The following is a 21,382-nucleotide window of genomic DNA, read 5'->3' as shown; positions in this document are numbered from 1 at the left end:
CTTCGGACGTGTTCGCCCAGTGACCTCAGCTCAGCTGCGCCTTGATCAGCGCACCGGCAGCACCGAAATCCATCTGGCCGGTGTATTTCGCCTTGAGCGCGCCCATGACCTTGCCCATGTCGCGAATGCTTTCGGCGCCGGTCTCGGCAATCGCCGCCTCGATTGCGGCTTTCACCTCCGCCTCGGAGAGCTGACGCGGCAGGAATTCTTCGATCACCGCGATCTCGGAGCGCTCTTTGTCGGCCAGTTCCAGACGCCCGCCCTCTTCAAAGGCCTTGGCGCTTTCCTGACGCTGTTTCACCATCTTGCCGAGGATGGCGAGAATGTCGCTGTCGGTGACAGCCACATCTTCCCCCTCGCCGCGATTGGCAATCTCGCGGTCCTTGATCGCAGCGTTGATTAGGCGCAGCGTCGCAAGCCGCTCGCTGTCCTTTTCCTTCATCGCCGTTTTCAGTGCGGCACTCAGCCGGCTTCGCATATCCATATGGGCCTCATCCCCTGGTCATATCGCAAGTCGCCAACATAACGAAAGCCGCGCCCCATCTCAACCATTGATGAGAGCGATAACATACTGAAAACGCTGCGTCGCAGAAAAGCCGGCAAAAAGCATCTCCGCTGTGCTTGACGCCGGGAGCCCCTTTCCTTAGGTTCCGGCCAATTTTGCCCATATAGGAGAGTCGTGTCATGGCATCTGGTCAAACCACCGGAAAACCAACCGCTTGTCTGGCCCTGGCCGACGGAACCATCTTCTATGGGAAGGGCTTCGGCGCGACAGGCACCACCACCGCCGAGCTGTGTTTTAATACCGCGATGACCGGCTATCAGGAAATCATGACCGATCCCTCCTACGCGGGTCAGGTCGTGACCTTCACCTTCCCGCATATCGGCAATGTCGGCGTCAACGCCGAGGATGACGAGACCGCCGATCCGGTGGCTGCGGGTATGATCGTCAAATGGGACCCGACCGAACCGTCGAACTGGCGCGCGCAGGACGAACTTGGCCCCTGGCTCGAAAAACGCGGACGTATCGGCATGGGCGGCATCGACACCCGGCGGCTCACCCGCGCGATCCGGCAACAAGGCGCGCCCCACGTCGCGATTGCCCATGACCCGGAGGGCAAGTTCGACATTGAGGCGCTGGTGAAACAGGCACGCGAGTTCCCGGGCCTTGTCGGGCTCGATCTCGCCAAGGGTGTGAGCTGTACGCAGTCCTACAAATGGGACGAAATGCGCTGGTCCTGGCCGGACGGGTTCCCGAAACGCGAAAGCGAAGGGTTCAAGGTCGTAGCCGTCGACTTCGGCGCGAAACGCAACATTCTGCGCTGTCTGGCAAGCGCGGGCTGCGACGTGACCGTGCTTCCGGCCACCGCCACCGCCGAAGAGGTTCTTGCGCACAATCCAGATGGCGTGTTCCTCTCCAACGGTCCGGGCGATCCGGCAGCGACGGGTGAATATGCCGTGCCGATGATCAAAGGCGTGCTGGAGAAAGACCTGCCGGTCTTCGGGATTTGCCTTGGGCATCAGATGCTGGCTCTGGCGCTCGGCGCCAAGACGATCAAGATGAACCACGGCCACCACGGCGCCAACCACCCCGTGAAGGATCTTGACACCGGCAAGGTGGAAATCACCTCGATGAACCACGGCTTCACTGTGGACACCCAGACCCTGCCCGCCGGTGTGAAAGAGACTCATGTGTCGCTGTTCGACGGCTCAAACTGCGGCATCGCGGTCGAGGGCAAACCGGTGTTCTCCGTGCAATACCACCCGGAGGCTTCTCCGGGACCGATGGACAGCTATTACCTGTTCGAACGCTTCGCCGCCGCCATGGCCGAGCGTGCAGGCGCAACCGCCTGATCGCGGAACACATCGCGAGAAACAGATAAAGGAAAAGGCGGGGTTTCCCCGCCTTTTTTCTGTCGCCACGAAAATCAATCACATTTACCGTTTTGGTTAACCCCCTGTTAACCCTGTCTCCCCCAAGTTTTGCACACGGGGGCCGGAAGCACTCTGCCCGAAACTCCATTTAGCAGAAACAGTCTTGACCGGGGGCGTGGCAGCCGATGTCTTTTGACAGGTATTCTCTCTTTCCGGCTTTGGCCCGGTACGACAGCCGACGCCATGACGCGGCCTCCGTCACTGCCGATCCCGCTCCCCAACAGAGCCAGAAACCGATCGGACAAATCCTCGTCGAAATGGGCGCGCTCGCGCCCGGGGACCTGTTGCGCAGCACCGTGCTGCGCCAGCGCGAAGATACTCGGATCGGCGACATCCTCCTTGCGCATGGCATGGTGAACGAGGCCACACTTTATGAGGCACTCGGACGGCAGTATCGCGCCGAGGTCGCCAATCTGATACGCATGCCGCCGGATGTGCGGCTAATCGACCGGCTCGGTGCTGATGCCTGTCTGCGCAAGGGGCTTTTGCCCTGGCGACAGGCCGGAGGCACGGTGATCGTCGCCTCCTGTCGCCCAGAACAATTCGAAAGCATGCGCCCCCAACTGACCGCGCTGTTCGGGCCGGTGCGCATGGCCGTGACCTCGGAAACCGCCCTGCACGAAGCCCTGCTGCGCTCGCGCCAGCGTCGTCTGGCCGACGCCGCCGAAACCCGCGTCGCGGCGCATGAAAGCTGTCGCGAAATGGATGTGCGCAAACTGACCGGAATGCTGTCCTCACTCGGTGCGCTCGGAGCCCTGTTATTTCTGCTCGCGCCTCTGGCCGCTTCGATCCTTCTGACCGGCTGGGCGGTGATGACCCTGCTCATCGCGACCGGATTGCGCCTCGCCGCCGCTTTCGCGCAGGCCAAGACCGCACGGTTCCGCAAATCCACCTTTTCCTCCCGGCGTGCCCAAACCACCCTGCCCATCGTCTCCGTCATGGTGCCACTGTTCAAGGAGCGCGAGATCGCCACCCGGCTGATCAAACGCCTGTCGCGGCTGAATTATCCGCGCGAGCTTCTGGACATATGTCTCGTGGTCGAAGAGGACGACACGGTCACTCAACAGGCCATCGCCCAAACCGATCTGCCGCGCTGGATGCGGCAGATCATCGTGCCCCGCGGCGGGGTGAAGACCAAGCCTAGGGCCCTGAACTTCGCCCTCGATTTCTGCCGCGGCTCGATTGTCGGCATTTATGATGCCGAGGACGCGCCCGAACGCGATCAGATTCACAAGGTCGTTGCGCATTTCGCCCAGACCGGACCCGAGGTCGCCTGTGTGCAGGGTATCCTCGATTTCTACAATGCCCGCACCAACTGGCTATCGCGATGTTTCACCGTGGAATATGCAAGCTGGTTCCGGGTCATCCTGCCGGGCTATGAAAAGCTCGGCCTGACCGTACCTCTGGGGGGCACCACGCTGTTTTTCCGACGCGAAGCGATCGAGGAACTGGGCGGATGGGACGCCCATAACGTCACCGAGGACGCCGATCTCGGCATTCGTCTGGCCCGCCACGGTTACCGCACGGAGCTGTTGCATACGGTCACAGAGGAGGAGGCAAACTGCCGCCTCTGGCCCTGGGTCAAGCAGCGCTCACGCTGGCTCAAGGGTTATGCGATGACCTATGCCGTCCATATGCGCAACCCGCGCCGCCTCTGGGCCGATCTCGGCGCGTGGCGGTTCTTCGGCGTTCAGGCGCTGTTTCTGGGCACACTCAGCCAGTTCGTTTTGGCACCCTTCCTGTGGTCCTTCTGGATGTTCCCGCTGGGCCTTCCGCATCCGATGCGGGCGGTTCTGCCGCACGATCTTCTGGTGGTCCTCGGTGGGATTTTCCTTTTGTCGGAGGCAATTACGGTCGCCACCGGCATGGTCGCGACCTCCACACCCAAACACAAATGGCTCTGGCCCTGGGTGCCGACCCTGCATCTTTATTATCCGCTCGCGACGCTTGCCGCGCTCAAAGGGCTCTGGGAAATGATCACCAAGCCTTATTACTGGGACAAGACCGCTCATGGCGTGCACGATCCCGGCCTCGATGAGGATCATCTTGAGGGACAGACCGCACATGCCCTTGCCACACAAACGCCGCCACCTGCGCCGACACACCCTGTTCCGTTTCTACTGAGCCAGTCGCACCGTGTCCCCTCCGAGCCATCCCGCTCTATCCAGACACCTTTGATCCGCTATCCGACCACAGGCCCTATCGCTCTGGCCGAAGCCGCCGAAGCCCCTGTCGATTTCGCAGAGGGCGCAAATGTCGAGGATCAGGCCTTCGGGGCCCTGCCCGTTCCGGGGCGACGTCTGACCTTCGGCCTCGACATGACACGCAGATCGGAAAGCCCGGCGCTCAGGCGTGCGCTGAACGCGGCGACCATCACCTTTGAACCGGAGCGCCTGCGCCCTGCCCCCAAATCCGATCCCGCCGCAGTTTCGCAAGACAAGGGCGTGACGCATCCTGGCACCGTCAACACGCCCGACGCACCGGACTGGGCCCATACCGCCGCTTTCGCCGAGATACCCCGCTTCATTGCGCCGCCCGAAAGCGCCTGATCAGCGTTCCTTTTCGGCGTCGATCTTCAGGCGGGTCACAAAGGCCTTGGAAATGTGATCGGACAACGCCTTATGCGCCGCCTCGCCGTCGCCTGCCTCGATGGCGGACACGATAAGATCGTGTTCCTTGATCGCCTCCTCGCCCCGCCCTTCGGCGGCCAGAGAGGTGCTCGCCAGAAGCGCCATTGAGCGGTGCACCAGATCGAGTTGCTGCACGAGATATTTGTTATGCGAGGCCAGATGGATCTGTTTGTGGAAGCGGCGGTTGGCGCGGGACATATCGTCCGGATGACCGATCAGGGCGCGGTCCTCCTCGACCATATCGCGCAGCACGCGAACCTCTTCGGGCGTCGCGTGGCGGGCGGCAAGACGTGCGGCCAGCCCCTCAAGCTCGGTGCGCACCACATAGAGATCGGCCATCTGGTTGTGATCGAGAGAGGCAACAATCAGAGACCGCCCGTCCCGGCTCAGCATCGACTGGGTTTCGAGCCGCTGCAACGCCTCGCGCACAGGCGTCCGCGACACACCGAAACGCTCCGCCAGTTCGCTTTCCACAAGCCGGTCACCGGGGCGGTAAATCCCGGTATCGATCGCTTCGAGGATCATCTCATAAGCGTCTTTCTGGCTGGTGCGCGGGTCTTTCATCGGAAATCACTTTTCTCAATCGGCATCAGGCCATGACCATAGACAGCCCCTGCCCCCACGATCAAGCGCTAACATGGTCGCGGCTTGCATGTGCCAGCCCCAACGCCTAACAAGGCCGCATGGTAGCCGATCACTTCTCCCACGTAAAAACTTGGGTCTTCGACCTCGACAATACGCTTTACCCGCCCGAGGCGGCGCTTTTTGCGCAGATCGAGGTGAAGATGACCGATTGGGTCGCCCGCGAACTGCAACTGAGCGCGGCGGAGGCCAACCGACTGCGGCACGACTACTGGCGCGAATTCGGCACGACGCTCTCGGGGATGATGGCGAAACACGGCACCGATCCGCTGCCCTATCTGAGCTATGTGCATGACATCGACTTCTCCGGGCTCACCCGTGATGCCGAATTGAAAGCCGCGATCACCGCCCTTCCCGGGCGCAAGATCGTCTTCACCAACGGTTCGGCCCCCTATGCCGAACGGGTGCTGGAGGCGCGCGGGCTCACAGGGATTTTCAACGCGGTTTATGGCATCGAACACGCGGATTTCCACCCGAAACCTCAGGCGGCGGCCTTTGACACGGTGCTCGGGCGCGACAAGGTAGAGCCGAAAGCCGCCGCCATGTTCGAAGACGACCCGCGCAACCTCGAAGTGCCGCATGCGCTCGGGATGAAGACCGTGCATGTCGCGCCCGCGCCGCTCGACCCGCCGGCACCGCATATCCATCACCACACAGACGATCTCCCGGGCTTCCTGCACGCCCTGATGGGCTGAGCCCTCCGGGCATTGACAAATCGCCTCGCCTGCGACAAAGCGCCGCCGTGACCGAAATGCACACGGCCCTGTATCTGTCTTCGGTACACAAATGCGCACAAAACCCGCGCAACTCCACGCACAGACTTCTACAGACTTGCCAGAACCAGAAAACCGAACAAGCCGGAGCACGCACATGACCGACGCCGTCATCGACACGTCCATTTCCATCGACACCCACGACCACCATGAGGACGGCATTGCCACCCCGCGTGGCGTTGCCCTGTTCCTCTTGTTCGTCGTCGTCGTGATCGCCGCCGTCATCTATGGCATGTTCGCGATCGGCCCCTGGGTTCTGGGCGTAACCGCCGTGGCCACCGTGCCGCTGATCTACATCGCCCTCCTCATCCTGACCGTCGGAAAGTGATCCGACCCGGGCTGTCGTCTGCGACCCCCTGAGACAGCCTGCCCCTTGGACATTTCCCTCCTTTGCGCCTATCTCTTGGGCGACAGACGCTCATGGCGCAAAGGAGGTCCCATGTCCGCCCCACAGTCCGCCCAGATTTCCTCTCAGGACACAGTCGACGTTCTCGTCTCAGGCGGCGGCATCGCCGGGCTGATCGCAGCGGCCGCCTTTGGCGCTTCGGGCTTTCGCACCCTGATGGTCGATCCAACCCCGCCCGTCGTCACCGGCGACGAAGCCAGTTCCGACCTGCGCTCCACCGCCTTCCTGCGCCCGGCCCGCGATCTCTTCGAGAAAATCGGCATCTGGGAGGCGCTCGCGCCCCATGCCACCCCGCTCGAAGCGCTACGCATCGTCGACACGGTGGGCCGTCCTGCCACGATCCGCACCGAACGACAATTCGAGGGCCGCGAAACCGGCGACGAACCCTTTGGCTGGAACTTTCTCAACTGGGTGATCCGCCGCGAACTGGCCCGCGCAGTGCCGGACATTCCCAATGTCGAACTGCGCTATGGCGTCGGTTTCAAAAGCCTGCTGACCCGCACGAGCGAGGCGATGGTGACGCTTACGGACGGAACCATGGTGCGCGCGAAACTCGTGGTGGCCGCCGACGGGCGCGACAGCCCGGTGCGCGAGGCCGCCGGGATCGGGGTGAAAACCACGCGTTACGGCCAGAAATCTCTGGCCTTTACCGCCACGCACGATCTGCCACACCACAATGTCTCGACCGAGATTTACCGCGAGGGTGGCCCCTTCACCATGGTGCCGCTGCCGGACATCGACGGCAAACCCGCCTCCGCCATCGTCTGGATGAACAAGGGCGCTTATGCGACCGAGCTTCTGAACATGGAGCCCGATGAGTTCAATTCGGTGATGACCGAGCGCTCCGCCGGTCTGTTCGGCAACCTCGAACTGGCCTCGGGCCGGGCGATCTTCCCGATCATCACTCGCGTTGCCGACCGGCTGGCCTCGGAACGTGTCGCAATCATCGCCGAGGCGGCACATGCCCTGCCTCCCATCGGCGCGCAGGGGCTGAACACCTCCCTCAACGATCTGGCCGAGCTTCTGACACTGGCCGAAGCGCATCGTTCCGATCCCGGCACGCAAGGGATGCTCGACACCTATGCGCGCAACCGCCTGAATGACATCTCGAAACGTGCCCGCGTCGTGGACCTGTTCAACCGGGTCACGCGCTCCGAGAGCGATATTCTCCAGATGGTGCGCCTCTGGGGTCTCAAGGCAGTGCATGACGTGAAACCCGTGCGGATGAAGGTGATGCAGGCCGGTCTCGGCCCGATCTGAGCCTCTGTCTCCTTTGCTGCCGGAAATACTCACGGCGCACGGGTTATCTCCGCGCGCCGTTTTGAGTATTTAGAAGCACAAAGGAGAGATCAGCCGAGCACCTCGTCCAGAACAGCCTCCAAACGCGCGACCGTGGCGTCCACGTCATAGAGTTTGTCGAGACCGAAAAGCCCGAGCCGGAAGGTCGAGAACCCTTCGCCCTCATCGCATTGCAGGGGCACCCCGGCGGCGATTTGCACCCCATGGGCGGCAAAGGCCGCACCCGTCTTGATCGCGGGATCGTCGGTGTAGCAGACCACCACGCCCGGCGCTTCGACGCCCTCTGCGGCGACGGATTTGAACCCGCGCTCGGCGAGCAGGTGCCGCACGCGCCGCCCCAGCTCCCATTGCGCTTCCGACAGCCTGGCGAAACCGTAGTCTTTCGTTTCCAGCATCGCGTCACGGAAAGCGCGTAGCGCATCCGTCGGCATGGTAGCGTGATAGGCATGTCCGCCGCCGGTATAGGCCTCCATGATGGTCAGCCATTTGCCAAGGTCGATGGCGAAGGAGGAGCTTTGCCGGGATTTCACCACCTCGACAGCGCGGTCGTTGAGCATCACGAGCCCGGCAGAGGGCTGCGCCGACCAGCCCTTTTGCGGCGCGGAGATCAGGATATCGACGCCGGTGTCCTTCATGTCGACCCAGGCACAGCCCGAGGCGATGCAATCGAGCACCATCAACCCGCCATGCTCATGCACGGCCTCGGCCAGCGTGCGGATATAGGCGTCCGGCAGGATCATGCCGGAGGCGGTTTCGACATGGGGCGCGAAGACGGCTGCGGGTTTCACCTCGCGGATCTTCGCCACGGCCTCTTCCAGAGGGGCCGGAAGGAAGGCGGCATTGGGTTCATTGCCGATCCGGCGGGCCTTCAGCACGGTTTGCGAGGCCGGGATACTTCCCGCGTCAAAAATCTGCGACCAGCGGAAGGAGAAGAATCCGTTGCGGATCACCATCACATCCTCACCGTCCGCGATCTGGCGCGCCACCGCCTCCATCGCGTAGGTGCCGCCGCCCGGCACGACCACGGCACTGTCGGCATTGTAGACCTCACAGAGCGTGGCGTGGATGTCGGTCATGACCTTTTGAAAGGCCTTCGACATATGGTTGAGCGAGCGGTCGGTGAAGACCACAGAAAATTCGAGCAACCCGTCGGGGTCGATATCGGAACGCAATGCAGGCATGAGAACCTCCTTTTCCCAGCAAACCTTTTTCAGGCCAAACGGTGCCGTGGCGACACAAAGGGCGACGCTTTTTCGCAAATCCCAGAAAACACTGGACAGAAAGGCCCTCTGCCCGGAAACTCGGCCCAAAGCGTCATGCCACGGATCGGGCCAGACAAGAACACCGACCGGAGCAAAACGCAAGCGACCGAAAACGCGACCGAAGCCCGAAGGGCGGGAGATCGCAAAGGCGCATCGAGGCAGACCGGGGCACAGTCCCCGACAACATACGGGCAGAGCAGCAATGCCGACAGAAGAACTCATCGTGATGGGCTCCTCCATCGTAAACAATCCAGTGGGACAGTCTTACGATCCACGCGGCGACGAAAATGACGGCGCTTATCTGACCGGCGGCACCAGTGTTTTCAACGATGATGCGGTTGTGGTGTTCACGATCGAGAATGTGCATGATGGCGTGTTGACCAACGCGAGTGAGGTGACGGGCATCACCGTCTATGCCAATGCAGCCGATTATGTGAACGGCGAGGTGCTTTACGACTATGACTATCAGTCGAGCGGCGGCGGTCACTGGTGGTGGGGTGGCGGCTCGAACGACAACGGTCAGGACATCAACACCTCCGTTCATCACATGGGCGACAATTACCTCTATTTCAGCGCCTCGAATTTCACCTCGGACGATCCGAACGCGCCCAACCTCTCGGCGCTTTTCATCACGCCGGGAGTCGATATTCAGGACGCATTTCCGATCTGGCTCAGTCATGAAAACGACAACGATTACAATGGCGACGGAACGATTGATGCCGAAGAGGAAGGCGACGGCGTTTTCGAAGTCGACGAGAACAACACCTTCGCGGAAGCGGAAATCGCATCCGCCGTCTGTTTCGCACGCGGCACCCTGATCGACACGCCCGAGGGACCGCGTTTCATCGAAACATTGCGGGTCGGCGACCGGGTGCACACGCTCGATCACGGGCCACAGGAAATCCGCTGGATCGGATCGCGCCGGGTGGCGGCGGAGGGCGCACTGGCGTCGATCCGGATCAAGGCGGGGACACTCGGCAACCTGCGCGATCTCACCGTCAGCCCGAACCACCGCATGCTGATCCGCGGCCCCATGGCCGAAATGCTGTTCGGCGAGCGCGATGTGCTGGTGGCGGCCAAACATCTGGTGAATGACGACACCATCAGGCGCGTCCAAGGCGGTCATGTCGATTACTTCCACCTTCTGCTCGACCGCCACGAGATCATTTTCGCCGAAACCTGCCCGACCGAAAGTCTCCATCCGGGATGCGAGGCACTCAAGGCGGTGGACGCGGCGGCGCGGGCCGAAATTCTGACCCTGTTCCCGGAGCTGGAAACCCGCCAGGCCGCGCTGTCGCGCTACGAGTTGAAAGCCTGGGAGGCGCAGGCGCTCAGAAAGGTCGGCTGAGGAAGGTTTCTTCCGCAGCGATGGTCACCGGGCGCGGCAGCGGCAGCGGCGAGCTTTTCAGCACCGGACGGCAAAAGGATTGCGCCCGCACCCAGCGCTGCATATCGCTGCGCTTGATTTCGGAATGAAACGGCCCCCAGTCCGCAGCGACGCCTCGCATGCCCCGGCTCACCACCCCGTCGCGGGCCACCGTCCGGCTCATGATACGGATCGCACAGGACAGATTGCTCCCCCCGTCCTTCAGCGCCTCGCCGGTGCCCGCCCGGCAATTGTAGTGGCGCGCGGTCGCAGGCGAGATTTGCACGAGGCCGAACCACTGCCCGCCGCCGCCCACCGCCGTCTCGCGCCATGTGCTTTCGTGATAGGAGAGCGTCGAAAGCAAACCGGCCCAGAAGGCCGCGCGGCCGTTTTCATCCTGCGTGGCATACCCCGGACACCACGCGGCAATATCCGCCGGAACGGTATCCACAAGCCCTTGCCCATGAGACAGAACCGCTTTCATCGCCGCGCGGGTCCAGGCCGGGCCTTTCGTCTGGTTCTTCCAGCGCAGTTTCGGCATGCGGACCACATAGGGGCGCGGGGCGGGAACGGGGCTTGCCTCCATGGGCGCACGGGCAAAGGCGATCTGGTCGGGCAGGTTCTCGATCAGTTCTCCCCCCGGCACGTCTTCCGCACTGGCGCGCGTCCCCGCCCCCAGAAAAGGCAGACACAGAACTAGCGCCACCACCCATTTGGACATCCGCATGCGGAACCTCAAACTCGCTTTACCCTGCCCGGCAATATGACTCAGAGCGTCCGGTTTGCAAAGCCGCCCTCTTGCCCCCCGGCAAGAGAGCGCCTAGAACGCCGGGGAGCCCTCGCTTTAAAGGACATGCGCATGCTGGATCATCTCGAATATTCCGCTCCGAAACCGAAGGTCATCTCCGGTGCGAAAGAAGACTGGGAACTCGTGATCGGGATGGAAATCCACGCGCAGGTCAGCTCCGAGGCCAAACTGTTTTCCGGCGCCTCCACCGGGTTCGGCGCGGAGCCAAATTCGCATGTGTCCTTCGTGGACGCGGCCATGCCGGGCATGCTGCCGGTGATCAATGAATATTGCGTCGAACAGGCGGTGCGCACCGGGCTCGGTCTCAAGGCGGAGATCAACCTGTTCTCGGCTTTTGATCGCAAGAACTATTTCTACCCCGACCTGCCGCAGGGCTATCAGATTTCCCAGCTCTATCACCCGATCGTGGGAGAGGGCGAAGTGATCGTCGATATGGAGCCCGGCGTGGCGCGCCGTGTGCGGATCGAGCGCATTCACCTCGAACAGGACGCGGGCAAGTCCATTCACGATATGGACCCGACGATGTCCTTCGTGGACCTGAACCGCACGGGCGTGGCGCTGATGGAAATCGTCTCGCGCCCGGACATTCGCGGCCCGGAAGAAGCCGCCGCTTACGTGCTGAAACTACGCCAAATTTTGCGCTATCTCGGCACTTGTGATGGCAACATGCAAAACGGCAACCTGCGCGCCGACGTGAACGTGTCTGTGTGTCGTCCGGGGCAGTACGAGAAATATCAGGAAACGCAGGATTTCTCCCATCTCGGCACCCGCTGCGAGATCAAGAACATGAACTCGACCCGCTTCATTCAGCAGGCCATCGAGTACGAGGCGCGTCGCCAGATCGCCATTCTCGAAGACGGCGGCACGGTCGATCAGGAAACCCGCCTCTACGATGCGGTGAAGGGCGAGACCCGTTCCATGCGCTCGAAAGAAGAGGCGCATGACTACCGCTATTTCCCCTGTCCCGATCTTCTGCCGCTGGAAATCGAACAGGCGTGGGTCGATGACATCGCGAAATCTCTGCCGGAACTTCCGGATGAAAAAAAGGCGCGGTTCGTCAAAGACTTCGGTCTGTCGGAATATGACGCGGGCGTACTGACCGCCGACACGGTAAACGCGGACTTCTTCGAGAAGGTCGTGGCCGTGGGCGAAGACGGCAAGCTGTCGGCCAACTGGGTGATCAACGAACTCTTCGGCCGCCTCAAGAAAGACGACACGGATATTTCCGAGAGCCCGGTTTCCCCCGAGCAACTCGGCGAGATCGTCAAGCTGATCAAGGCGGATACGATCTCCGGCAAGATCGCGAAAGACCTCTTCGAGATCGTCTACACCGAGGGCGGCAACCCCGCCGAGATCGTCGAAGCGCGCGGCATGAAACAGGTGACGGACACCGGCGCAATCGAGGCCGCCGTGGATGAGATCATCGCCGCCAACCCGGCGCAGGTCGAGAAAGCCCAAGCCAACCCGAAACTCGCGGGCTGGTTCGTCGGTCAGGTGATGAAAGCCACCGGCGGCAAGGCCAACCCAAAAGCGGTAGACGAGTTGGTCAAGGCCAAGCTGGGTCTCTGAGCCCATCCCAAACACGAAAAGCCGCCGCTCAAGGCGGCTTTTTCATGTCAGGAGCACAAGATGACACTCCCCGCCCCGCATATTTCCTCGCTCATCGACGTTCGCCCCGATTGGGTGGATTATAACGGTCACATCAACATGGCCTATTACGCCGTGATCATGGATCAGGGCGGCGATCAGTTGTACCCGCTTCTGGGGCTGGGCGAGACCTACGCCAAGGCGGAGCGCCACACCAGTTACACGGCGGAAGTGCATATCTGCTACAAGCGCGAGTTGAAACTCGGCGACCGGGTGCGGGTGCACACACAGCTTCTGGAGTTCGACGCCAAACGCATGGTGATGTTCCACGAAATCCATCACGAGGACGGCTGGATCGCCGCCACCGCCGAGGAGCTTTTGCTGCATATTGATATGTCGGGGCCGCGTGTGGTGCCCTTCCCGCCGGAGATCGCGGACAAACTCGCCGCATTGAAACGGGCGCACGCCACCCTGCCCCGCCCGGCTCAGGCAGGCCGCGCCATTTCGCTGGCGAACAAGGCGGCGTAACCGGCAATCTTCCGTCATGATAGCGATGTCGGGAGCGTCGCGGCGGAGATGCCGGAGTATGGTACATTCCTGACCGAATAGGCGCCCCGCCGCTCAGGGTGCTTGACCGCCGTTCCCGAGCCGCTAAACCTTGCCACCAAAGGCAAGGAGACCGCGATGCCCCGTTACGAATATCTGACCGTGCCCGCCCCCCGCAAAGGCGAGAAAAGCAAGGGCGCGAAAACCCCGGAAGCGCGCATCGCACAGGCCATGCAGAGCCTGCTCAACGAAAAGGGCGCGGAAGGCTGGGAGTACTTGCGCGCCGATCTCGTACCGATGGAAGAGCGCGCCGGGATCACCTCGAAAACCGTGAATTATCACACGGTTCTGGTGTTCCGCCGGGAGATGGATGCGGCACAGGTCAGCCGGGTCTTCAACGCCTATCCGGAAACGGAAGAGATCGCCGATGAGGTCGAAAGCAAACCCACACGCCGGTCGCCTGTGGCCGACCGGGACACACCGCCGCCCGCCGTGCCCTTCCCCGCCAAGGTGGAAAAAGGCGCCGGGGCCACCGCACGCAAGGTCTCGCCGGATGTGGCCGAGGAAATCGCGGAAGACCGGGAGTCCTGATCCGGTTTCGGATCAGACATCGAGATCGAGCGCCAAAGCGTGAATGCGCGGCACCAAATCGCCCAGCGCCCTGTGCACCATGCGATGACGCGCCACACGGGACTGACCGGCGAAGGCTTCGGCGCGGATCTTCACGTTGAAATGCGTCTCCCCCGATGTTCCTTCGACACCCGCATGCCCGGCATGGCGGGCGCTGTCGTCCACGACTTCCAACACACGGGGCGCAAAGGCCTCCTCAAGGCGGTCACGCATCTGATCGGCAATCTTCATCCTCTGCCCCTTTCCCATTTTGCCTTTCTCATCTAAAGTCTTGCGTCCGAGTCGAAAAGGTTGAGGCAGATGGATAAAAAAGATCCTTTCGGTTTTGATATGTCGGTATCTTCCGCGAAAAAGAACAAGCGCGGAGGACGGCGCGGCATGTCTGGCGCGTTCGAGACCTCGAAACGCAAATGCGAGTGGGAGGGCTGCAACGAGCCCGGTCAATATCGCGCACCGCGCTCGCCGGATCATCTGGATGAGTACAAATGGTTCTGCAAGGAACACGTCCGCGAATATAACCTGAAGTGGAATTTCTTCACCAACGCCACCGAAGAGGAAATGGACGCGGCCTACAAGTCGTCGCAGACGGGCGACCGCCCGACCCAGCCCTTCGGACGTAAATCAGTGGAACAGAGGGCCTGGGAACGGCTCGGCATCGACGACGCGCATGAGGTTCTGGGCGACAACGCCACGCGCAACCCCGGCAAGACCGACCCCAGCGCACCGACCCGCAAGCTGCCGCCGGTGGAGCGTCAGGCCATCGACATTCTCGAAGCCAAGGACCACTGGACCAAGGCGGAAATCAAGAAACAGTACAAGTCGCTGATCAAGATCCTGCACCCGGATGTGAACGGCGGCGACCGCTCGCAGGAAGAGCAGTTGCAACAGGTGGTCTGGGCCTGGGATCAGCTCAAGGACAGCCGCTGGTTCAAGTGAGCCATCTGTTTCAGAGTATGAAAAGCCCCGCCAAGGCGGGGCTTTTTGAGTATTTGAGCCATCGGAAAACCATTACATCAGCTCAGGAGTTTCGGCTTTCTGATGGGCTAAAGCGTTTCGCATAAAATCTGAATCACAGATTTAATGTGAAGCGCTCGCAACGCTTATACGAGGCACTGCGTTTTGCTTTTTCCCTGTCTCAGATAAAAAGCAAAACGCTTTAAATACTCAATGCGCTTTCGATGTTTTACCGGTCACGGCCCGGATCAGCGGATTGATCAGCTTCGCCACGATGGGGATCAGGATCAGCCCGTAGATCAGTCCGAAGATACCATCGAAAAAGGCGGTCACGAACCAACTGACAAAGCCGGTGGCGGAGCCGATTATCCGGGCTGCGCCCTCGGCCAGATGGTGAATGTCTTCATAGGGATGATGCATGCCAAGTTCGTGCAGCCCGTGGATCACGATGGAGCCACCGACCCAGATCATCGCCGCCGTGCCGACGATCATCAGAAGCTTCATGAAGAGCGGCATGAATTTCACGATCCCCCGACCCAAGGCGCGGGTGGTGGAAAGCCGTCCGACACGGCTGAGCCAGAGTCCGAAATCGTCCGCCTTCACGATCAGCGCCACACCGCCATAGACAACGGCGGTGATGATGATCCCCGCAAGCGCGAGCGCCCCGGCTTCGAACCAGATCGACTGACCCGGATCCAGGGCCGCGAGGATGATGGTCATGATTTCCGCCGAAAGGATGAAATCGGTCTTCACCGCCCCCGCGACCTTCTGTTCCTCAAGATGGGACGGGTCGCCATTGAGCACCTGCCCGTCGGCATGGGGCGTGTGCGGTTTGAACAGGTGATAGACCTTTTCCGCACCTTCGAAACACAGATACGAGCCGCCGAGCATCAACAGGGGCGTGATTAGCCAAGGGGCAAAACTCGACAACAGAAGCGCCAGCGGCAAAAGGATCACGAGCTTGTTGCGGATCGAGCCGAGGGCGATCTTGCCGACGATGGGCAACTCGCGCGCGGGGGCAAAACCGTGGAGGTATTTCGGCGTCACAGCCGCATCGTCGATCACCGCGCCCGCCGCCTTGGCCGAAGCCTTCGCCGCCTGCCCGGCCACGTCATCGACCTGCGCCGCCGCCACTTTCGCGATCCCCGCGACATCGTCCAGAAGAGCCAGAAGGCCACTCATATTATTGTCCCCGCTTAAAACTTTATGTGTGGAGCAATCTAGACGCGACCGGCCTCCGGGCCAAGGCGGAGATCGCAAAAAAACGGGGCGCCTCAATGAAGCGCCCCGCCCGATCTCTTCAACCTTCCGGACCTTACATCGCCGGGAGAAGAACCTTGTCGATCACATGGATCACGCCATTCGACTGGTCCACATCGGCGATGGTCACCGTGGCCAGGCTCCCCTGCTCATCCTCGATCATCACCATGCCGTCCTTGACCATGGCCTTGAGCGTGCAACCGCCCACGGTCGGCACATCATGCACGCCGCCATCGTCTTCGATCATGCCGACGAGAGCTTCGGACATCACATCTGCGGCCACCACATGGCAGGTCAGGATCTTGGTCAACTGATCCTTGTTCTCCGGTTTCAGGAGCGTCTCGACCGTACCCTCAGGCAGCATCGCAAAGGCCGCGTTGGTCGGCGCGAAAACGGTGAAGGGCCCTTCTCCCGACAGGGTCTCGACGAGACCGGCCGCCTGCACGGCGGCCACAAGCGTCGTGTGATCGGCGGAATTCACGGCATTTTCGACGATGGTCTTGTCGGCATACATCTCCGCGCCCCCGACCATCGGGTTTTTCATCGTGTCGGCGGCAAAGGCCGTGGTCGCAAGAAGCGTTGCGGTTGCGGCGGCAAGGATAGTGCGTTTCATAAGGTCTCTCCCTTTATGCCCCGACCCAGTGTCGAGGTTATGAAGGCTACGGCGGGAAACCGGTCCCGGATCACGCTCCGTCTTCACAACCACTCACACTGGCGTGAGGTTGTGCACAGGGATTGCACCGGATATGCGGCGGACTGCCCCTTGCACCTGCCGTCCCGATAGGGCACGAAGTCAGTTAAGAAATGAAACCCGATGAAACGAATGGGCAAGATCATGGACGCGACCGCAAAACCCACCGAAGTCATTTCCGTTCGCGATGTCTTTGGCATCGACACCGATATGACCGTCAAAGGCTTCGCCGAGCCCACCGATCGCGTCCCCGAGCTTGACCCGACCTATAAATTCGACCCGGACACCACACTGGCGATCCTTGCGGGGTTCTCCCACAACCGTCGCGTGATGATCCAGGGCTATCACGGCACCGGCAAATCCACCCATATCGAACAGGTGGCCGCGCGCCTCAACTGGCCCTCCGTGCGCGTCAACCTCGACAGCCATATCTCCCGGATCGACCTGATCGGGAAAGACGCGATCAAGCTCGTCGACGGCAAGCAGATCACCGTGTTTCAGGAAGGCATCCTGCCCTGGGCGCTGCGCAACCCTTGCGCCATCGTGTTCGACGAATACGATGCAGGCCGCGCGGATGTGATGTTCGTGATCCAGCGCGTTCTGGAAGCGGACGGCAAGCTGACGCTTCTCGACCAGAACGAGGTGATCACGCCGAACCCCTATTTCCGGCTGTTCGCCACCGCCAACACCGTGGGTCTGGGCGATACCACCGGGCTTTACCACGGCACGCAACAGATCAACCAGGCGCAGATGGACCGTTGGTCCCTCGTGGCCACACTCAACTACCTGAGCCATGATGCCGAGGCCGCCATCGTCCTGTCCAAAGCGCCACATTACAACAATGAGAAGGGCCGCAAGCAGATCAACCAGATGGTTGCCGTCGCCGATCTCACCCGCACCGCCTTCATGAACGGCGATCTGTCGACCGTCATGAGCCCGCGGACCGTGATCACCTGGGCGCAGAACGCGGAGATTTTCCGCAACATCGGCTATGCCTTCCGCCTGACCTTCCTCAACAAATGCGACGAGCTGGAGCGTCAGACCGTGGCCGAGTTCTACCAGCGCTGTTTCGACGAGGAACTGCCCGAGTCGGCGGTCTCTCTGGCCGGATAATTACCGCCACATCGGTTTCTTGAAAGCGGACCTTCGGGTCCGCTTTTTCTTTGTCATCAAAGGCTTATTGCAACGCACACTGTGGCAAAATTTATACCGCGCGTCTCTTACATGCGTTTCCCTGATCGGCCCCTCTCTTACACGTAGCGGCGATCCGGCATCAGACCGGGATCGCTCTCGGCCAATGCCCCGGCTCAATCCCGAAAACAGGTCACCTCAAAAAAAAGTATATCGAACGTATATACAAAATTCTTGCCAGACTCACAAAACGCTCTTAGCCTCAATGTAACAATCTGATGACAGAGAAAGGCCATGATCCAGCTTATCCACAAGTTCTCGTTCAAAAAGGCCCTATCGGCGCTGCTTTTGTCCACGCTCTGGAGTGCTGCGGCGCAGGGGGCGGCTCTCCCAGCCGACAACCCGCTCGCCCGCGACTTCGCCTATTGCGCCGGGCGTCTTTCCGCCGAGGCGGCCCATCGCGAGGACCGAGAGTTGATGGCGCTCAAGCGCGAAATGCAGGATCTTCTGGCCGCCGTCATCGCCCCGGAGGCCGCCCCCTCCTACGAGGAATTGCGCATTGCAGGGCATGTGTCCCAGACCGAGTTGCTCGCCCTGTCCCGGTTTTCCTTCGACATGGAGGAGGCCGACCGGGCGGCGGAACTGGCCGCACGCAACATCCGGCAATGCCGAGCGATGTTACTGGGGGGCTGACCAGCCGTCATGGCAAAGAAAAAGACCCGCTCACGCGGGCCTTTCTGCCTGATAACCTTAGAAACTGAAAATATGCGTAGTCTTGTGAGAATTACGCTTCACGCGCAGCCTTCGTCGCCTTGGTCCACCAGGCGAGATCGCCCAGCATAGCTTCGACGGAGGGCAGAATGCCCGCTTCGATCTCGCTCATCTCGGCATTGGCGCCAAGCGGAGAAACCTTGAAGAAATCGGAGCCGGAAATGTAGACGGCGGAGCGCACCGGCACCATTTGCAGGTTGATCACCACAGCACGAAGATGCTCGACCGCACGAGCAGCACCCACGGCACCGTAACCAAAGACGGCAGCGGGTTTACGCACCCATTCCTTACCGGCCTGATCCAGCGCGTTTTTCAGCGAGGCCGGGATCGAGGAGTTGTATTCCGGGGTCACGAAAATATAGCCGTCGAATTCGGCCATCTTCTCCTGCCATTTGATCGCGTTCTGATCCGAGGAGGGCATCCAGAGGTTGGACGCCATTTCGTTGAACAGCGGCAGATCGAAGTCTTTCAGATCGACCAGTTCGAAATCGAGATCGGAGGACAGTTCCTTCGCTTTGGCCAGAAGCCATTGGGCCGGTTTGTCGGCGAAACGGGCGTCGCGGGTGGAGCCGATGACGATGGCGATTTTGGGGTTGGACATGATGAATTCCTTTTCTCGGCACGCCGGTTGGTGAGACAAACGGGGGAGAAGCGTGCCCTTATGTCACCAATAAAACCGCACAAACCCCGACCTCAATGCCAACTTATGCGCGCAATAACACAAAACCTGTGCGACCTCGCGCCGACCCTGTTGCGCATCTCTTTCACTTGCCCGCCCCCCCGCCGCGTGATTTAACGAGGCCATGAAAAAGCCCATCGACAACCCGGCGGATCCCTTCAAGAAAGCGCTCGCGGAAGCGACCAAAGTGCTGGCCGACGACAGCGAGTTGACCGTCACCTATACGATGGACCCCTCGGGCCTCTCGGGCGACACCATGCGCCTGCCGCAAGTGTCACGGCGGATGTCGAAGGAAGAGGTGCTGATCGCGCGCGGCACCGCCGATGCACTGGCGCTGCGCCACAAGTTTCACGACCAGAGCACCTTCCAGCGCTACGCCCCACCGGGCCAGATGGCCTTCGACATCTATAATGCACTGGAAAGCGCGCGTTGCGAGGCGGCGGGCGCGCGTTACATGCCCGGCACGGCTGGCAATATCGACGCCAAGATCGGCAACGAGGCGCTGCGGCGCGGCTATGACGGCATCACCCGGCGCGAGGACGCGCCGCTGGCGCAGGCCATGGGCTATTACCTGCGCGAAAAGGCCACCGGGCGCATCATGCCGGACGCAGCCGAAAACATCCTCGATCTCTGGCGCGATTTCATCGACGGCCAGACGCAAGACACGTTCGAGGACCTCGACAGCCTCTTGGAGGATCAACAGGGCTTTGCCCGTCTCGCCCGCCGTGTGATCGAGGAACTTGGCTATGGCGACCAACTCGGCGACGACCCGGATGAGGTCGATCCCGAAGAGGACCAGTCCGCCGAGACCGACGAGCAGGAGGAAGAACCGGACAGTCAGGGCGAGGAACAGGAACAGGACGACGACAACGAGGCGAGCGCCGAGGACACGCAGGAAGAACAACAGGACATGCAGGAGGCCTCCGTGTCCTCCGACGACATGGCCGACGAGGAGTTTTCCGAAGAAGTCGAGCTGCCGCAGGACGAAGCGGATGTGGAACCGCCGCAACCCGCGCCCGTCTCCGATGCCGACCCGAATTATCAGGTGTTCACCACCGCCCATGACGAAGAGATCAAGGCGGAAGAACTCGCGGAACCCGCCGAGCTCGAACGCCTGCGCGCCTATCTCGACCAACAGCTTGAGCCGCTGAAAGGCGCTGTTTCGCGGCTCGCCAACAAGCTGCAACGCCGTCTTCAGGCGCAACAGAACCGCTCTTGGGAATTCGACCTCGAAGAGGGCATTCTCGACGCCGGACGTCTGGCGCGGGTGGTGGCGAACCCGACCACACCGCTCAGCTTCAAGGTCGAGAAAGACACCGAGTTCCGCGACACGGTGGTGACGCTTCTCTTGGACAACTCCGGCTCGATGCGCGGGCGCCCGATCTCGATCGCGGCGATCTGTGCCGATGTTCTGGCGCGCACACTGGAGCGTTGCAATGTCAAGGTCGAGGTGCTGGGCTTTACCACGCGGGCGTGGAAAGGCGGGCTGTCGCGTGAGGAATGGCTCGCCGCCGGGCGTCCGCAACAGCCGGGCCGCCTCAACGATCTGCGCCACATCATCTACAAATCCGCCGACGCGCCGATGCGCCGGACGCGGGCCAATCTCGGCCTGATGATGAAAGAGGGCCTGCTCAAGGAAAACATCGACGGCGAGGCGCTTGAATGGGCGCATCGGCGGATCAGCGCGCGCCCCGAGGCCCGCAAAATCCTCATGGTGATCTCCGACGGTGCACCGGTCGATGACAGCACGCTCTCGGTCAACCCCGCAAATTATCTGGAAAAACACCTGCGCGACGTGATCGCCATGGTCGAGAAACGCCGTCAGGTGGAACTCTTGGCCATCGGTATCGGCCATGACGTGACGCGCTATTACAACCGCGCCGTTACCATCACCGACGCGGAACAGCTTGCAGGTGCGATGACCGAACAGCTCGCCTCGCTCTTCGACAGCGATCCGCGCGCCCGCGCCCGTGTCATGGGTATGCGCCGCGCCTCCTGAGCGGGGCTGTCCA

21 protein-coding genes are annotated in these 21,382 nt (G+C 61.4%); 13 read left to right on the top strand and 8 right to left on the bottom strand.

Annotated elements, in window-relative coordinates:
- Positions 1-25 precede the first annotated feature (25 nt).
- Positions 26-484 (bottom strand): GatB/YqeY domain-containing protein, encoded by a 459-nt coding sequence (locus tag C8N42_RS12390; RefSeq protein WP_107816881.1) that lies wholly within the window; start codon positions 482-484, stop codon positions 26-28.
- A 200-nt stretch (positions 485-684) separates the two neighbouring features.
- On the opposite strand from C8N42_RS12390, the gene carA reads away from it, so the two are divergent.
- Both carA and C8N42_RS12380 read left to right on the top strand, forming a co-directional pair.
- Positions 685-1,854, top strand: coding sequence for a glutamine-hydrolyzing carbamoyl-phosphate synthase small subunit (gene carA / locus C8N42_RS12385; RefSeq protein WP_107816880.1), 1,170 nt, complete (start codon positions 685-687; stop codon positions 1,852-1,854).
- A gap of 206 nt (positions 1,855-2,060) precedes the next feature.
- Positions 2,061-4,484, top strand: coding sequence for a glycosyltransferase family 2 protein (locus C8N42_RS12380; RefSeq protein ID WP_245890098.1), 2,424 nt, complete (start codon positions 2,061-2,063; stop codon positions 4,482-4,484).
- Here the strand turns inward: C8N42_RS12380 and C8N42_RS12375 are convergent, their stop codons facing one another.
- On the bottom strand, positions 4,485-5,129 hold the full coding sequence (locus tag C8N42_RS12375) for a GntR family transcriptional regulator (protein WP_107816878.1): 645 nt from the start codon (positions 5,127-5,129) through the stop codon (positions 4,485-4,487). It lies immediately after the preceding gene.
- 119 nt (positions 5,130-5,248) lie between these two features.
- On the opposite strand from C8N42_RS12375, the gene C8N42_RS12370 reads away from it, so the two are divergent.
- The 3 genes from C8N42_RS12370 to C8N42_RS12360 all read left to right on the top strand — a co-directional run bounded on the left by C8N42_RS12370 (position 5,249) and on the right by C8N42_RS12360 (position 7,646).
- Positions 5,249-5,902 (top strand): pyrimidine 5'-nucleotidase, encoded by a 654-nt coding sequence (locus C8N42_RS12370; protein WP_107816877.1) that lies wholly within the window; start codon positions 5,249-5,251, stop codon positions 5,900-5,902.
- A gap of 175 nt (positions 5,903-6,077) precedes the next feature.
- A complete protein-coding gene (locus C8N42_RS12365) occupies positions 6,078-6,308 on the top strand; it encodes a hypothetical protein (protein WP_107816876.1) in 231 nt (76 codons plus the stop codon).
- A gap of 111 nt (positions 6,309-6,419) precedes the next feature.
- Positions 6,420-7,646 (top strand): FAD-dependent monooxygenase, encoded by a 1,227-nt coding sequence (locus tag C8N42_RS12360; protein ID WP_107816875.1) that lies wholly within the window; start codon positions 6,420-6,422, stop codon positions 7,644-7,646.
- Positions 7,647-7,735: 89 nt separating this feature from the next.
- On the opposite strand, the gene C8N42_RS12355 is transcribed toward C8N42_RS12360, so the two are convergent.
- The gene (locus C8N42_RS12355; protein ID WP_107816874.1) at positions 7,736-8,866 is read right to left on the bottom strand and encodes an aminotransferase class V-fold PLP-dependent enzyme; all 1,131 of its coding nucleotides are present in this window, start codon (positions 8,864-8,866) and stop codon (positions 7,736-7,738) included.
- 283 nt (positions 8,867-9,149) lie between these two features.
- Between C8N42_RS12355 and C8N42_RS12350 the strand changes: the two genes are divergently transcribed.
- Positions 9,150-10,295 carry a Hint domain-containing protein gene (locus C8N42_RS12350; protein WP_245890096.1) on the top strand — a complete coding sequence of 382 codons (1,146 nt, stop codon included), beginning with the start codon at positions 9,150-9,152 and terminating at the stop codon, positions 10,293-10,295.
- On the opposite strand, the gene C8N42_RS12345 is transcribed toward C8N42_RS12350, so the two are convergent.
- On the bottom strand, positions 10,279-11,040 hold the full coding sequence (locus C8N42_RS12345) for a transglycosylase SLT domain-containing protein (protein WP_245890094.1): 762 nt from the start codon (positions 11,038-11,040) through the stop codon (positions 10,279-10,281). The genes C8N42_RS12350 and C8N42_RS12345 overlap by 17 nt on opposite strands.
- A 132-nt stretch (positions 11,041-11,172) precedes the next feature.
- Between C8N42_RS12345 and gatB the strand changes: the two genes are divergently transcribed.
- From gatB to C8N42_RS12330, 3 genes are all read left to right on the top strand, one after another.
- The gene (gatB, locus tag C8N42_RS12340; protein WP_107816873.1) at positions 11,173-12,690 is read left to right on the top strand and encodes an Asp-tRNA(Asn)/Glu-tRNA(Gln) amidotransferase subunit GatB; all 1,518 of its coding nucleotides are present in this window, start codon (positions 11,173-11,175) and stop codon (positions 12,688-12,690) included.
- A 60-nt stretch (positions 12,691-12,750) separates the two neighbouring features.
- A complete protein-coding gene (locus C8N42_RS12335; RefSeq protein ID WP_107816872.1) occupies positions 12,751-13,236 on the top strand; it encodes a thioesterase family protein in 486 nt (161 codons plus the stop codon).
- 156 nt (positions 13,237-13,392) lie between these two features.
- Complete coding sequence (locus C8N42_RS12330; protein ID WP_107816871.1) at positions 13,393-13,845, top strand: DUF4177 domain-containing protein; 453 nt, start codon at positions 13,393-13,395, stop codon at positions 13,843-13,845.
- A 12-nt stretch (positions 13,846-13,857) separates the two neighbouring features.
- Here C8N42_RS12330 and C8N42_RS12325 read toward each other — a convergent pair whose 3' ends face one another.
- On the bottom strand, positions 13,858-14,115 hold the full coding sequence (locus C8N42_RS12325; RefSeq protein WP_107816870.1) for a BolA family protein: 258 nt from the start codon (positions 14,113-14,115) through the stop codon (positions 13,858-13,860).
- A 69-nt stretch (positions 14,116-14,184) separates the two neighbouring features.
- Here C8N42_RS12325 and C8N42_RS12320 point away from each other — a divergent pair, with 69 nt between their 5' ends.
- The gene (locus tag C8N42_RS12320) at positions 14,185-14,820 is read left to right on the top strand and encodes a DnaJ domain-containing protein (RefSeq protein ID WP_107816869.1); all 636 of its coding nucleotides are present in this window, start codon (positions 14,185-14,187) and stop codon (positions 14,818-14,820) included.
- Positions 14,821-15,048: 228 nt separating this feature from the next.
- On the opposite strand, the gene C8N42_RS12315 is transcribed toward C8N42_RS12320, so the two are convergent.
- Positions 15,049-16,020 carry a DUF808 domain-containing protein gene (locus tag C8N42_RS12315; RefSeq protein WP_107816868.1) on the bottom strand — a complete coding sequence of 324 codons (972 nt, stop codon included), beginning with the start codon at positions 16,018-16,020 and terminating at the stop codon, positions 15,049-15,051.
- A gap of 133 nt (positions 16,021-16,153) precedes the next feature.
- Entirely contained in the window at positions 16,154-16,711 is a 558-nt protein-coding gene (locus C8N42_RS12310; RefSeq protein WP_107816867.1) for a fasciclin domain-containing protein, read from the bottom strand.
- Between the two features lie 210 nt (positions 16,712-16,921).
- Here C8N42_RS12310 and cobS point away from each other — a divergent pair, with 210 nt between their 5' ends.
- Together cobS and C8N42_RS12300 are read left to right on the top strand one after the other, a co-directional pair.
- Positions 16,922-17,902 carry a cobaltochelatase subunit CobS gene (gene cobS / locus C8N42_RS12305; RefSeq protein WP_107816898.1) on the top strand — a complete coding sequence of 327 codons (981 nt, stop codon included), beginning with the start codon at positions 16,922-16,924 and terminating at the stop codon, positions 17,900-17,902.
- A gap of 312 nt (positions 17,903-18,214) precedes the next feature.
- Positions 18,215-18,613: a hypothetical protein gene (locus C8N42_RS12300; protein WP_107816866.1), complete on the top strand. Its 399-nt coding sequence runs from the start codon at positions 18,215-18,217 to the stop codon at positions 18,611-18,613.
- A 91-nt stretch (positions 18,614-18,704) separates the two neighbouring features.
- Here the strand turns inward: C8N42_RS12300 and C8N42_RS12295 are convergent, their stop codons facing one another.
- Positions 18,705-19,292, bottom strand: a complete 588-nt coding sequence (locus C8N42_RS12295; protein ID WP_107816865.1) for an NADPH-dependent FMN reductase — start codon at positions 19,290-19,292, stop codon at positions 18,705-18,707.
- 202 nt (positions 19,293-19,494) lie between these two features.
- Between C8N42_RS12295 and cobT the strand changes: the two genes are divergently transcribed.
- Entirely contained in the window at positions 19,495-21,369 is a 1,875-nt protein-coding gene (gene cobT, locus C8N42_RS12290) for a cobaltochelatase subunit CobT (RefSeq protein ID WP_107816864.1), read from the top strand.
- The last annotated feature ends 13 nt before the right edge of the window (positions 21,370-21,382 follow it).

Source organism: Celeribacter persicus (assembly GCF_003050785.1).
GTDB classification, from domain to species: Bacteria; Pseudomonadota; Alphaproteobacteria; order Rhodobacterales; family Rhodobacteraceae; genus Celeribacter; species Celeribacter persicus.
The sequence above is the reverse complement of the archived record's forward strand: the minus strand, read 5'-3'. Positions and strand labels throughout refer to the sequence as shown.

Excerpts from the sequence above, each read along its gene's own strand:
- C8N42_RS12370 (WP_107816877.1), top strand. The coding sequence starts at position 5,249 with ATGGTAGCCGATCACTTCTCCCACGTAAAAACTTGGGTCTTCGACCTC.
- gatB (WP_107816873.1), top strand. The coding sequence starts at position 11,173 with ATGCTGGATCATCTCGAATATTCCGCTCCGAAACCGAAGGTCATCTCC.
- C8N42_RS12320 (WP_107816869.1), top strand. The coding sequence starts at position 14,185 with ATGGATAAAAAAGATCCTTTCGGTTTTGATATGTCGGTATCTTCCGCG.
- C8N42_RS12380 (WP_245890098.1), top strand. The coding sequence starts at position 2,061 with ATGTCTTTTGACAGGTATTCTCTCTTTCCGGCTTTGGCCCGGTACGAC.
- C8N42_RS12335 (WP_107816872.1), top strand. The coding sequence starts at position 12,751 with ATGACACTCCCCGCCCCGCATATTTCCTCGCTCATCGACGTTCGCCCC.
- C8N42_RS12295 (WP_107816865.1), bottom strand. The coding sequence starts at position 19,292 with ATGTCCAACCCCAAAATCGCCATCGTCATCGGCTCCACCCGCGACGCC.
- carA (WP_107816880.1), top strand. The coding sequence starts at position 685 with ATGGCATCTGGTCAAACCACCGGAAAACCAACCGCTTGTCTGGCCCTG.
- C8N42_RS12390 (WP_107816881.1), bottom strand. The coding sequence starts at position 484 with ATGGATATGCGAAGCCGGCTGAGTGCCGCACTGAAAACGGCGATGAAG.
- C8N42_RS12365 (WP_107816876.1), top strand. The coding sequence starts at position 6,078 with ATGACCGACGCCGTCATCGACACGTCCATTTCCATCGACACCCACGAC.
- C8N42_RS12315 (WP_107816868.1), bottom strand. The coding sequence starts at position 16,020 with ATGAGTGGCCTTCTGGCTCTTCTGGACGATGTCGCGGGGATCGCGAAA.
- C8N42_RS12300 (WP_107816866.1), top strand. The coding sequence starts at position 18,215 with ATGATCCAGCTTATCCACAAGTTCTCGTTCAAAAAGGCCCTATCGGCG.
- cobT (WP_107816864.1), top strand. The coding sequence starts at position 19,495 with ATGAAAAAGCCCATCGACAACCCGGCGGATCCCTTCAAGAAAGCGCTC.
- C8N42_RS12325 (WP_107816870.1), bottom strand. The coding sequence starts at position 14,115 with ATGAAGATTGCCGATCAGATGCGTGACCGCCTTGAGGAGGCCTTTGCG.
- cobS (WP_107816898.1), top strand. The coding sequence starts at position 16,922 with ATGGGCAAGATCATGGACGCGACCGCAAAACCCACCGAAGTCATTTCC.
- C8N42_RS12375 (WP_107816878.1), bottom strand. The coding sequence starts at position 5,129 with ATGAAAGACCCGCGCACCAGCCAGAAAGACGCTTATGAGATGATCCTC.
- C8N42_RS12345 (WP_245890094.1), bottom strand. The coding sequence starts at position 11,040 with ATGCGGATGTCCAAATGGGTGGTGGCGCTAGTTCTGTGTCTGCCTTTT.
- C8N42_RS12310 (WP_107816867.1), bottom strand. The coding sequence starts at position 16,711 with ATGAAACGCACTATCCTTGCCGCCGCAACCGCAACGCTTCTTGCGACC.
- C8N42_RS12350 (WP_245890096.1), top strand. The coding sequence starts at position 9,150 with ATGCCGACAGAAGAACTCATCGTGATGGGCTCCTCCATCGTAAACAAT.
- C8N42_RS12330 (WP_107816871.1), top strand. The coding sequence starts at position 13,393 with ATGCCCCGTTACGAATATCTGACCGTGCCCGCCCCCCGCAAAGGCGAG.
- C8N42_RS12360 (WP_107816875.1), top strand. The coding sequence starts at position 6,420 with ATGTCCGCCCCACAGTCCGCCCAGATTTCCTCTCAGGACACAGTCGAC.
- C8N42_RS12355 (WP_107816874.1), bottom strand. The coding sequence starts at position 8,866 with ATGCCTGCATTGCGTTCCGATATCGACCCCGACGGGTTGCTCGAATTT.